The 12,376-nt window shown below is 35.6% G+C and carries 14 protein-coding genes; 9 read left to right on the forward strand and 5 right to left on the reverse strand.

Features of this window, described 5'->3' with window-relative positions; translation table 11 throughout:
• Window positions 1–152 precede the first annotated feature (152 nt).
• From KE503_RS06140 to KE503_RS06160, 5 genes are all read left to right on the forward strand, one after another.
• Complete coding sequence (locus tag KE503_RS06140; protein ID WP_022374604.1) at window positions 153–746, forward strand: zinc dependent phospholipase C family protein; 594 nt, start codon at window positions 153–155, stop codon at window positions 744–746.
• A 194-nt stretch (window positions 747–940) separates the two neighbouring features.
• Entirely contained in the window at window positions 941–1,600 is a 660-nt protein-coding gene (locus KE503_RS06145; protein ID WP_212384725.1) for a response regulator transcription factor, read from the forward strand.
• Window positions 1,597–3,024, forward strand: a complete 1,428-nt coding sequence (locus KE503_RS14860; protein WP_212384726.1) for a sensor histidine kinase — start codon at window positions 1,597–1,599, stop codon at window positions 3,022–3,024. Before KE503_RS06145 ends, KE503_RS14860 begins: the two co-directional genes overlap by 4 nt.
• Window positions 3,008–3,832 (forward strand): hypothetical protein, encoded by an 825-nt coding sequence (locus KE503_RS06155; RefSeq protein ID WP_117945181.1) that lies wholly within the window; start codon window positions 3,008–3,010, stop codon window positions 3,830–3,832. The genes KE503_RS14860 and KE503_RS06155 overlap by 17 nt, the downstream gene beginning before the upstream one ends.
• A gap of 104 nt (window positions 3,833–3,936) precedes the next feature.
• Window positions 3,937–5,154, forward strand: a complete 1,218-nt coding sequence (locus KE503_RS06160; protein ID WP_055197502.1) for an ATP-binding protein — start codon at window positions 3,937–3,939, stop codon at window positions 5,152–5,154.
• A gap of 98 nt (window positions 5,155–5,252) precedes the next feature.
• On the opposite strand, the gene KE503_RS06165 is transcribed toward KE503_RS06160, so the two are convergent.
• Window positions 5,253–6,881 carry an ABC-F family ATP-binding cassette domain-containing protein gene (locus tag KE503_RS06165; RefSeq protein ID WP_055197504.1) on the reverse strand — a complete coding sequence of 543 codons (1,629 nt, stop codon included), beginning with the start codon at window positions 6,879–6,881 and terminating at the stop codon, window positions 5,253–5,255.
• 174 nt (window positions 6,882–7,055) lie between these two features.
• On the opposite strand from KE503_RS06165, the gene ylxM reads away from it, so the two are divergent.
• The 4 genes from ylxM (at window position 7,056) to KE503_RS06185 (ending at window position 9,329) form a co-directional block, all read left to right on the forward strand.
• Window positions 7,056–7,409, forward strand: coding sequence for a YlxM family DNA-binding protein (gene ylxM, locus KE503_RS06170; protein WP_055197506.1), 354 nt, complete (start codon window positions 7,056–7,058; stop codon window positions 7,407–7,409).
• A gap of 18 nt (window positions 7,410–7,427) precedes the next feature.
• Window positions 7,428–8,768: a signal recognition particle protein gene (ffh, locus tag KE503_RS06175; RefSeq protein WP_055197508.1), complete on the forward strand. Its 1,341-nt coding sequence runs from the start codon at window positions 7,428–7,430 to the stop codon at window positions 8,766–8,768.
• Between the two features lie 62 nt (window positions 8,769–8,830).
• Window positions 8,831–9,076, forward strand: coding sequence for a 30S ribosomal protein S16 (rpsP, locus tag KE503_RS06180; RefSeq protein ID WP_008392930.1), 246 nt, complete (start codon window positions 8,831–8,833; stop codon window positions 9,074–9,076).
• A gap of 25 nt (window positions 9,077–9,101) precedes the next feature.
• Entirely contained in the window at window positions 9,102–9,329 is a 228-nt protein-coding gene (locus KE503_RS06185; RefSeq protein WP_008392928.1) for a KH domain-containing protein, read from the forward strand.
• Window positions 9,330–9,461: 132 nt separating this feature from the next.
• Here the strand turns inward: KE503_RS06185 and KE503_RS06190 are convergent, their stop codons facing one another.
• The 4 genes from KE503_RS06190 to KE503_RS06205 form a co-directional block, all read right to left on the reverse strand.
• Window positions 9,462–9,932, reverse strand: a complete 471-nt coding sequence (locus tag KE503_RS06190) for a hypothetical protein (RefSeq protein WP_022375319.1) — start codon at window positions 9,930–9,932, stop codon at window positions 9,462–9,464.
• 44 nt (window positions 9,933–9,976) lie between these two features.
• Entirely contained in the window at window positions 9,977–11,245 is a 1,269-nt protein-coding gene (locus KE503_RS06195; protein ID WP_022375320.1) for an SLC13 family permease, read from the reverse strand.
• A 143-nt stretch (window positions 11,246–11,388) separates the two neighbouring features.
• Window positions 11,389–11,589 carry a hypothetical protein gene (locus KE503_RS06200; RefSeq protein WP_055197514.1) on the reverse strand — a complete coding sequence of 67 codons (201 nt, stop codon included), beginning with the start codon at window positions 11,587–11,589 and terminating at the stop codon, window positions 11,389–11,391.
• A gap of 93 nt (window positions 11,590–11,682) precedes the next feature.
• A complete protein-coding gene (locus tag KE503_RS06205; protein WP_055197516.1) occupies window positions 11,683–12,162 on the reverse strand; it encodes an S-ribosylhomocysteine lyase in 480 nt (159 codons plus the stop codon).
• Window positions 12,163–12,376 lie beyond the last annotated feature (214 nt).

Here is a 12,376-nt window from a genome sequence, read left to right on the forward strand (position 1 = left end):
CTTAAAAAAATATAAAGAATTCCCCATTTTGTTGCATATTAACAGACAAGGATATATAATCTGAATCAAAGGGTGTAACAAAACTGTTGATGACGATATCTGGAAGGGAAGATAAGTTCAGATATTGTCCCTATATAAGGAGTATCATTTATATGAGAAAGAAATCACATATTTCACTTGCAGGACAGATCATGGATTCTATGGAACTTGATAATGTATTTGATTATAGATTGCCATTTTATGTAGGAAGTATCTGGCCAGACTGCAGACCATCTTTTGTGACGACACCTCATAAGTTTGATATTACATTTGATGATATTGAACATAAGATTTCAAAATTTATTGCGAATTACAATAAAGAACAAGGAATGAATATGAGACGCTGTGCACGTCTTGGTGTGATCGTTCATTATATTGCGGACTATTTTACATTTCCGCATAACAACCACTATCCAGGGAATGTAAAAGATCACTGCTATTATGAGCGTGATTTAAAATATGGAATGAAAGCTTTTCTTAAGACAGAAGAAGCTTTAAAGATTAAAGAACAAGTTGTAGCGTATGATTCCGTAGAAGAATTGACATCTTATATCCGAAGCATTCATAATTCATATATGAAACTTGCACATACAGTGGAAGAAGATATTAGATATATCGTGCATGCTTGTACGACAGTTGTAAAAAGTATATTAAATATGGTAAGTTATGCGTTTAGTACAAGCGTAGCCAATATTCAGTATGTATAATTTTTGGTCAGAGTAAGAATAAGGAGCAGAAGCAGGAATTGTGCCTGTTTTTGTTCCTTTTTTCATTTATGAAAATTTTACGTAAGAGATGAATTGATGCAAATTTGATGCATAAAAGTGTTAAGATAAAAAACGGTTTTGGGCAGCAAAGATAGAAAACAATAAGGAAATATAACAATAAGGAGAGAGTAAATATGGTAAACATCATGATCGTTGAAGATGAAAAAGCAATTTCAAATCTGATCGCATTAAGTTTAAAAAAGGTCGGTTATCATTGCGAATGTGCATATGATGGACTTTCTGCGATCGACATGATTGAAAAGAAATATCCAGATTTGATCTTACTTGATATTATGCTGCCCGGAGCTGATGGATTTGAAATTTTAGAATATGTAAAACCATTAGATATACCAGTGATCTTTCTCACAGCGAAAGGAGAATTGTCTGATAAAGTAAATGGATTAAGACTTGGTGCAGAAGATTATATTGTAAAACCATTTGAGATTATGGAGTTATTAGCAAGAATTGAAGTTGTATTAAGACGATATAAAAAGCTAGATCGCATGATTCGAATTTTAGGATTGGAAATCGATACAGATTCAAGAACGGTATTAAAAGATGGTGTTTATATTAATCTGACAAAAAAGGAATATGATATTTTGCTGTTATTTGCAAGAAATCCAGGAAGTGTTTTGTTTAGAGAAATGATTTATGATCGTGTATGGGGTGGAGATTATGTCCCTGGAAGCAGAACCGTTGATCTTCATGTACAGAGAGTGCGTAAAAAAGTTGGATGGGAAAACTATTTGATATCTGTTCCAAAGATGGGATATCGTCTGGAGGTAGCAAAGTGAAATTTCGTTGGAAATTAATGATCGTGACAATGCTGATCGTATCATTTTCTTTTGGATTTGGAGGAATGCTTTTAATTCAGTATTCTTATGAAGCTTCCATAAAACAGGAAAAGAAATCAGCAAGAGGTTCTTATGAGATGATCTTAAGAATGTTAAAAGAAATTGATGAGATGGATGATACTTATCAGAACCAGACGTTTGTAAGTGTTTTGAAACGATTAAACAGACAAAGATTGTTAAGAGACAGCTCTGTTCGTTTGTTAAAAGAAGAAGATGGTGTAGTACAGTGGAAACAGCCACTTTATTATAATCGGAAAAATGACAATTTTAGAAACAGTAGTGGATTTTCGAACAAACAAGGGAAGGCTGTGATATTTAAAAATAAAAATAAAGTTTTTTATCAGATTACAAGCAAGATCACTTATGGAAAAGAAACGATGGTGTTTCAAGGCTCCTATGATATTTCTGAAGTTTATGAAACAAGGCATCAGCAACTCATAAGTTTTCGTAAGATTTTCATGGTAGTTATAGGAATGGAGATTATCTTATCATATTTTCTTGCATCAATTCTTACAAGGCCATTGCAAAAATTATCACAAGTTTCAAAACAGATTGCAGATGGTGATTATTCGGTCAGAGTATCAGTAAATACAAAAGATGAAATTGGAGAACTTTCAATTAATTTTAACTATATGACAGAGCAATTGGTAGAAAAATTGATGAAATTAGATCAACTATTAAAAAATCAGGAAGAATTTATGGGAAGTCTTGCCCATGAGATGAAAACACCGCTTACGTCGATTATTGGCTATGCAGATTTGATGCGAATTGAAAATCTTTCGGAAGAGGAACAAAAGGAAGCATGTGGGTATATTTATTCGGAAGGAAAGCGTCTTCAAAATTTATCATTAAAATTAATGAATCTTCTTGTTTTAAAAAATCAAGAGTTTCAAATGAAGAAACAAAATCTTGTGCCAATGATTCATGAGGTGATATCTTCTATGCAGTATCGGCTGCAAGAACAGGAAATTTTAGTAAATTTAAATCTTAAGCCAACGATTTGTGAAGTGGAAGCAGATCTTTTAAAATCATTGATTTTAAATTTAGTCGATAATTCCTTAAAATCCATGAATGTGGGAGGTATTTTGACAATTGAGTGTTGCCCAGCGCAGGAAGGGGCAAAGATCTATGTTTCAGATACAGGTTGCGGAATGCCAAAAGGAGAACTTGATAAAATTACAGAGGCATTTTATCGGGTTGACAAATCAAGATCAAGAAAACAAGGAGGAGTAGGCTTGGGGCTGGCTCTATGTAAAGAAATAGTGAGAATTCATAAAGGTGATATGGAATTTATCAGTCAGGAAGAAAAGGGAACAACTGCGATCATAACCATTGGAGGAGGACATTATGAGAAGACAGATTAGAAATGTTCTTTTAGTTATAACAGCATTTTTGTTGACGGTTCTTTTTTGCTTTTTTCCCAATATTCAGTCCAGATTGACAGACTGGAAAACTTTTGGAAAAAGTGAGAATTTATCTTTAAATCCGGTGGAAATTTCAGTGGAATCTACACAAACAACATTGGAAAAATTAAAAATTATCAATAATCATATTTTGAGTGTGTCAGTAAGACCATCATCAAGAACAGTGGATGGAAGAGATGTAGAAAAAACAGCTAGAAAGCAGATCAATCAATTGTTTGAGAAAATGAAGATTTCTTATCGGGTGAATTCTGACTGGAAAGTTACATATAAAAAATTATATACATACATTACAAAACAAAATAATACTACAACAACAGATACGGAAACTTCTGTGTCAAATGTTAAAAATCTTTTAGTTTGGTATGTGACATTAGTGCCGGATGCAGCACAGGAAGATAAATCTGTTAATATGATCATGGATGCGTATACGGATCAGATTCTTGCAATCGATGTGTATTCGTATGAGTATACGCAAAACTGGAAAGATATTGCGAAACATATCGAAGATATACCGTCAGGTTTTTTGTCATATTTGAATCTAAAACAATCAGAATTTGGGCTTAAGAAGAATTTGCTTGGAAATGCAAGTGTATTACAGCAATATGAAAAAGCTAAATCAGCAAAGAATCCATATACAAAGATTTCAGGAAGTGGAGGAGTTTACGCAATACAAAATAAAAATCAGACATATATTCCAGTGGAATGGAGCGGATATGGATTTATGATCAATAATGTGTACAATAACTGATGCAAAAATGATACGATTTTCTCTTGTATTTTGAAAGCTTTCTCTCTATAATAAGTGATTGGAACCCTACAAATATAGTAGGATACGATAGAAAGGTTGAAAGCATGAGTAATATTAATATTTCATATAAAGAATTAAAACAGTTAGAAGAAGGAAGCTATCAGCTTCTTGATATGAGAGATGAATCAAACACATCTTATGGAATGATCCCCGGAGCTGTAGTGGCAGCAGATGAAGAAGAACTTGCAGCACAGGCAAAGGAATATCTTGATCAAGGAAAGAAAGTCATTTTATACTGCACAAAGGGAATCTTCAGCAAAGAGGCAGCAGAGAACTTGTCAGAAGAAGGAATCGATGTTTTGAGTTTAGAAGGTGGATACACGGGTTGGCTGTTATCTCTGATGAAAGAAGAACAGGAAAATGATCAGAAAACAGAGCAGAGTAACAAAGAAGCCGAAGGTAAAGGAAAGAAAAAAGAACTGACAAGAACACAGGAAATCGAAAAGAGTATCCGAAAGAAGTTTCACAAACAGTTATTTTCCAAATTTGTAAAAGCAATCAAGACATATGATCTTGTACAGGAGAATGACAAGATTGCAATCTGTATCTCTGGTGGAAAAGATTCCATGCTGATGGCAAAATTATTTCAGGAGTTAAAACGTCATAACAAATTTCATTTTGATCTGGTGTTTTTAGTAATGGATCCTGGATACAATGAGATGAATCGACAGATCATCGAGAATAATGCCAAATTATTAGATATCCCGATCACAGTCTTTGAATCTGATATCTTTGATGCAGTATATGAGATTGAGAAATCCCCATGTTATCTGTGTGCAAGAATGCGCCGCGGATATTTATACAGCAAAGCAAAAGAACTTGGATGTAATAAGATCGCTCTGGGACATCACTACGACGATGTTATTGAGACGATCCTTATGGGAATGCTTTACGGAGCACAGGTGCAGACAATGATGCCAAAACTTCACAGCACAAACTTTGAAGGAATGGAGTTAATCCGTCCGATGTATCTGATCCGTGAGGACGATATCAAACATTGGAGAGACTATAACGGATTACACTTTATTCAGTGTGCATGCAAATTTACAGATACTTGTACCACATGTAATCCGGATGGTGTAGCTAAGTCTAAGAGGATGGAGACAAAACAGCTGATCGCAAAGATGAAAGAGATCAATCCATATGTAGAATCCAATATTTTTAAGAGTGTGGAAAATGTCAACTTAAAGACGATCATTGCATATAAGAAAGATGGAGTGAAACATTCATTCTTAGATACTTATGATCAGGAAAATGAATAAAAATATAAATAAAGAGCACAGAGGTCTGTAACAAACCTTCTGTGCTCTTTTAATATGATCATTCTAAATTACAAAATTTCCTTTTAAAAATCATAAAATTATTCATCGTCTTCTTCAATTTCAACAACCTGACGTTTTCTGGCAGCTTCATCATTTTCCAGATATTCATCATAAGTACATTCTTTATCGATCAGACCATTAGGAGTAATTTCCATGATACGGTTTGCTGTCGTCTGTACGAACTGATGATCCTGAGAAGTAAATAATAATGCACCAGAAAAATCTTTTAATGCTTCATTTAAAGCAGTGATAGATTCCATATCTAAGTGGTTTGTAGGTTCATCAAGAAGTAAGATGTTTGCACCGCTGATCATTAATTTCGATAACATACAACGAACCTTCTCTCCTCCAGATAAAACACCGACTTTCTTTAAAGCGTCTTCTCCAGAAAATAACATACGTCCAAGGAATCCACGGACAAATGTTGCATCTTTATCTTCAGAATACTGAGTCAGCCATTCGACGATCGTTTCATCCTGACTGAAGTCTTTTGTATTATCTTTTGGGAAATAAGACTGAGTTGTAGTCACTCCCCATTTGTAAGAACCAGAATCAGGTTCCATCTCTCCAGATAAGATCTTAAATAATGTTGTAGCAGCTAATGTGTTAGGTCCTACGAAAGCAATCTTATCCGTTGGTTTCATTAAGAAAGAAATATTATCTAAGACTTTCACGCCATCGATCGTCTTTGTAAGATTTTCAACAACCAAAGCATCATTTCCGATTTCACGGTTTGGTTTAAAGTTGATGTATGGATACTTACGACTGGATGGTTTTAATTCATCTAACTGAATCTTATCTAAGGCTTTCTTTCTGGAAGTAGCCTGTTTTGATTTGGAAGCATTGGCACTGAATCTTGCGATAAAGTCCTGTAATTCCTTCATTTTTTCTTCTTTTTTCTTATTCGCTTCTTTCATCTGTTTTGTAAGAAGCTGGCTGGATTCATACCAGAAGTCATAGTTTCCAGAGAATAACTGAATCTTCGCATAATCGATATCTGCGATATGAGTACATACCTTATTTAAGAAATAACGGTCATGAGATACAACAATAACTGTGTTATCAAAGTTGATCAAAAATTCCTCTAACCAATAAATAGCATCTAAGTCTAAGTGGTTGGTAGGCTCGTCAAGCAGCAGGATATCTGGATTTCCAAATAAGGCCTGAGCAAGTAAGACTTTGACTTTCTGTGAGCCGTTTAAGTCAGCCATTTTTGTGTAATGGATATCACTAGGAATTCCAAGACCATTTAATAAAGTGGCAGCATCAGATTCTGCTTCCCATCCGTTCATATCAGCAAATTCGCCTTCTAACTCACTGGCACGGATACCATCTTCATCTGTGAAGTCTTCTTTTGCATATAAAGCTTCTTTTTCTTTCATGATCTCATATAGTCTCTGGTTACCCATCATAACCGTATCAAGGACGATATGATCATCGTATTGATAGTGGTCCTGTTTTAAAACAGAAAGACGCTGTCCGGAAGTGATCGTTACATCTCCCTTAGAAGGTTCAATCTCTCCGGAAAGAATTTTTAAGAAAGTGGATTTTCCTGCTCCGTTGGCACCGATCAGTCCATAGCAGTTACCTTCTGTGAATTTAATATTTACATCTTCGAATAAAGCACGTTTTCCTAAACGTAAAGTTACATTATTTGCCTGAATCATTGTATAACCTTTCTTTTTGATTTATAATTAAATAGAATCGCTCTTTTCATTTTACAGAAAAGCCAGAGTTTTTCAAGTAAAAATTGCATTGTGCAAGTAAAAATACTTGACAAAGACGGTAAAATTCGCTAAACTAACATCTGGTAAAGGAAAATTGCTTTACAGGAGTATCAGATGGAACGAATCGTAGAACAGAATTTATTATATGATTTTTACGGCGAATTGTTGACCGCGCATCAGAAGGAGATTTATGGCGAACATATTTTGAATGATATGACAGCTACGGAGATTGCAGCTGAGTTTGGAATTACTAGACAGGCAGTGCATGACATGATCCGGAGATGCGATAAGATCTTGACAGATTATGAAGCAAGACTCCATCTGGTAGCGAAGTTTTTGACGGCCAAGGAGAAGATCAAAGAGATCCATACCTTATCCAGAAGGCTTCTTAGAGAAGATAAAGAGCAGATGAAAGAAGACATCAGGCAAATAGAATCTGTATGCAATCAGGTTTTAGAAGATTTATAACTTAGATGAGGTGAATCAATGGCATTTGAAAGTTTATCCGAGAAACTTCAGGGTGTATTTAAGAACTTAAGAAGTAAAGGCCGTTTAACAGAAGATGATGTAAAAGCGGCAATGAGAGAAGTTAAGAGAGCTTTACTAGAAGCCGACGTTAACTTCAAAGTCGTAAAGACATTTATCAAATCTGTACAGGAAAGAGCCGTAGGACAGGATGTATTAAGCGGACTGAATCCAGGACAGATGGTAATCAAGATCGTAAAAGAAGAGATGGAAGCATTGATGGGATCTACGATGACAGAGATTCAGCTTCGTCCAGGAAATGAGATTACGATCATTTTGATGGCAGGTCTTCAGGGTGCAGGTAAGACAACAACTTGTGCAAAGCTTGCCGGACAGTATAAGAAGAAGGGGAAACGACCACTGTTAGTAGCCTGTGACGTATATCGTCCAGCAGCGATCAAACAGCTTCAGGTCAATGGAGAGAAAGTCGGAGTACCAGTCTTTACAATGGGAGATAAGCAGAATCCAGTAGATATTGCGAAAGCTTCCGTAGAACACGCACAGAAGAATGGAAACAACATCGTAATTCTGGATACAGCAGGGCGTCTTCATATTGATGAGAATATGATGACAGAGCTGATCGAGATCAAAGATAAAGTTGATGTATTCCAGAGTATTCTGGTCGTTGATGCCATGACGGGACAGGATGCTGTCAATGTGGCGAAAGAATTTAATGAGAAAGTCGGTATTGATGGAGTTATCATCACGAAGATGGATGGTGATACACGAGGTGGTGCAGCACTTTCTATCCGTTCCGTAACAGGAAAGCCGATTTTATATGTAGGTATGGGAGAGAAACTTGAAGATCTTCAGCAGTTCTACCCAGACCGAATGACAAGCCGAATTCTTGGTATGGGAGATGTATTATCATTGATCGAAAAAGCAGAGCAGACGATCAATGAAGAAGATGCACTTCGCATGACGGAGAAGATGAAGAAGGCGGAATTTGATTTTAACGATTTTCTTGATCAGATGGATCAGATGAAGAAGATGGGTGGATTATCCAATCTGTTATCTATGATTCCGGGTATTGGAAATAAGATGCAGGGACTTGATATTGATGATGGTATGATGGATAAGACAGCAGCGATCATTTATTCCATGACGAAAGAAGAACGTGCAAATCCTAAGATCATCAATGCTTCAAGAAAGAGAAGAATCGCAGCAGGAGCAGGAGTTCCACTTGCAGAAGTTAATCGCTTATGCAAACAGGTTCAGAATCAGAAACAGATGATGAAGCAGATGTCAGGTATGTTTGGTGGCAAAGGTGGTAAAAGAGGTGGATTTAAATTACCTTTTTAGGCCTTAGTTATAGAAAATAATAATTAATTTAGAAAAGAAAGATTTTTGGAGGTAAAAACAAAATGGCAGTAAAAATGAGATTAAAAAGAATGGGACAGAAGAAAGCACCTTTTTATAGAGTAGTAGTAGCAGATGCTAGATCCCCTAGAGATGGTAGATTCATTGAAGAAATCGGAACATATGATCCAAATCAGGATCCTAGCGTGATCAAATTCGACGAAGAAGCTGCTAAGAAATGGTTAGCAACAGGTGCTCAGCCTACAGATACAGTAGCTAAATTATTAAAAGCTGCAGGAATCGAAAAATAGTCAGATTTAAGACAGGAGGCAGTGCATGAAACATTTATTAGAAGTGATTGCAAAAGCCCTCGTTGATCAGCCAGATAAAGTGACAGTTACAGAAAAAGAAACTGCCGATGCAGTCGTATTAGAACTTCATGTTGCAGAAGGTGACATGGGGAAAGTAATTGGGAAACAGGGAAGAATTGCAAAAGCAATCAGAACTGTTGTCAAGGCTTCGGTTGACAAAGGTGACAAGAAGATTGTCGTTGATATTCAATAAGAAGATGAAAGCTCACAGGATGTATAGAGAATATACAGCTTGTGAGCTTTTTAATTATGTAGATTATCTGATAAAAAATAAGAACGCCCTTGAAACATTTAGCTTCAAGGGCAGTTTTAACTTTTATAAGTGTTAGTCTTTTGGTAAATTTAGCTTATCAGATTTCTCAAATAAGGATTGAATCTCAACAAGAGAATCTTCCAGAGAATCTTCAATTGCTTCTAATTTATCAGCATCAACATTATAATTTAAAAATAGCTGTTCAATATTTTCGGTAATATGATGACCCAGATGGGAAATCAGAAGGAAAGTATCGAAATTGTGACTGTTTTTAGCGTTTTCAAAACGTTTTAGATCTTCTGTGATAAAATCAATGATTTCCTGATCACTGGCAAATTTACCATGTACCATAGCATATGGTTGCATACGCTGTAGGAAATATTTGTTGTGTCGTGTAATGTTAAAAACATAAGAAACAATCAGTCCATCGCCAAGATCAAACTCAGCAATGTGCATAATACTATTGAACTCTTTAATAGAGGTAGCACCTAACTGACGTAGGTTAATATTGATAAAATCTCCGGTTACAGTATTTTGATTCATAAGATCACTCTCCTCTCATAAATATTATATTCCATAATTTTTCATTAAGCAAATCGGATCAAAAGAAATACAGAACATACGGCAATAGATAAGATCATCATAGGGAATCCAATCTTAAAATATTGTCCAAATGTGATAGGATGTCCATTATTCTTACTAATACCAGATAAAACAACGTTTGCAGAAGCACCGATCAGAGTTCCGTTTCCGCCTAAACAAGCTCCAAGTGATAATGCCCACCAGATTGGAGTGACATCCATTCCTTCTGACTGCATGGTAAGAATCATAGGAATCAATGTTGCAACAAATGGAATGTTGTCTAAGAAAGAAGATACAATTGCGGAAACCCATAAGATGACCATCATTGTAACAACCATATTACCATGAGTAATAGAAATTAATCCATTTGCAAGCATTGTGATAACGCCAACTTTTTTCATACCACCGACAACGATAAATAATCCAATAAAGAAAAGAATGGTTGGCCATTCAACTTCTGAAATGATTTCTTCAGGTTCCTGTCCGCCGATCAGAAGCATGATACATGCCGCAGCGATTGCAACGGTGCAAGACTGCACGCCTAACTGATCATGGAAAATAAAGCATAAAGCAACGAGAATGATAATGATCACGCTTTCATGCATAAGTTTTCTATCTTTGATCGCTTTGTTTTCATCTAGCTGCATGACTTTGGCAATGGCTTCATCTTCTACAAACAACTTTCTTCCATATATAAAATACATACAGATCAAACCAACGATGATAACAAATATAGTAGCTACACCTGTATTTAAAATAAAATCTACGAAACTTAATTTCGCTGCACTACCAATCATGATGTTAGGTGGGTCACCGATCAGTGTAGCGGTACCACCGATATTGGAAGCCATGATCTGTGTGATAATATATGGCACAGGATCAACTTTCAAGATATTTGTGATAGCTAAGGTCATTGGACCAACTAACAATACAGTCGTAACGTTGTCAAGCATTCCAGAACATACAGCTGTGATCAAAATAAAGATGACCATGATTGGCCAAGGACGACCCTTTGCAATCTTTGCAGCTTTGATCGCTATGTATTCAAAGATACCAGAATTCTTAATAACTGCAACTAAAAGCATCATTCCGACAAGAATGCAGATGGTTTCTACATCGACTGCGTCAATACAATCTTCAATCGAAAGAATGTGGGTAAGCACCAAACATGCAGCACCAGTTAATGAGGCAACTGTATTGTGGACCTTCCCTGTGATGATAGCGCCCATCGTACATAAAAAGATGACGATCGCTATGATTTGTTGTAATGACATAACAATTTCCTCCTAAAAATAAACTCATTATTATAATAGACCTCTTTTCAAATATTGCAAGGGAAAAATAAAAAAGAAGCCATAAATATGACTTCTTTAACAAAATTTTGACACTACTTTATATGATTATCATATAAGAGTAATTATAAATTTGTAACAATCTGATCATAAAGATCAAGTTGACAATGCTGTTCAGAGACAGAAAAATGTTTACAGTTTAAACAGCTTGGTGCTTTTGCATCATCTCCAGTACTGACGTTCTTTACGGAATGATCACAGCCACAAGGACAATACTGGCTGCATTCTTCGGCAACTTCTTGATATACTTTGTTTTGATTTTTCATAATATAAAAACCTCCTTATAATAAGTACTCACAGAATCACGTGGAAAGAATTCTGTGAGTACAACAATAGATGCCTTTATATTATGTACAAATTTATGCTGGATAATTCAGATTTTTATCATCTGCAACGTATAAAGCATTTTCAAGATAATGATCTGCAAGATAATTTGCCATAGGAAGATTCATATCAAGATAGTTACCACAATCTTTTGCGCTGGCACCAGGCACATCACCTTTGAAATCGCGAATAAATTCAAAGGTACTTATAATAAGAGGAAGTACATCTCTTGAAGAGAGATCGCCAGCTAATATAAGATAGAATCCAGTACGGCATCCCATTGGACCAAAGTAAATAACTTTATCCTGCCATTCTTCATTGTTTCTTAAATAAGTAGCAGCCAGATGCTCGATCGCATGCATCTCTGCAGTGTTCATGACAGGCTCACGATTTGGAGCTGTCATACGAAGGTCGAATGTTGTTAAAGTTTCAGAACCAACAGCGTCTTTGCGAGAAACATAAACGCCAGGCAATAATCTTAAATGGTCAATTGTAAAACTTGCTATTTTTTCCATGATAGGTTTCCTTTCTTATATGAAATGTATTTACCTCATATTATAACGTGAAAACAGAGGAAAATCTATGAAATAAAATTAGTTTCTAAAAGATGAAAAAAGTAGTTGACATACTGTATACAGCTATGGTAAGATAATCAACGTCGCTGAAAGAGCGGCGGAAAAATATAACATCAGATTCCATTTTTGACTCTGAAAAGAATGAAAAAACTTC

The organism is Anaerostipes sp. Marseille-Q3525 (assembly GCF_018223505.1).
GTDB lineage: Bacteria > Bacillota > Clostridia > Lachnospirales > Lachnospiraceae > Anaerostipes > Anaerostipes amylophilus.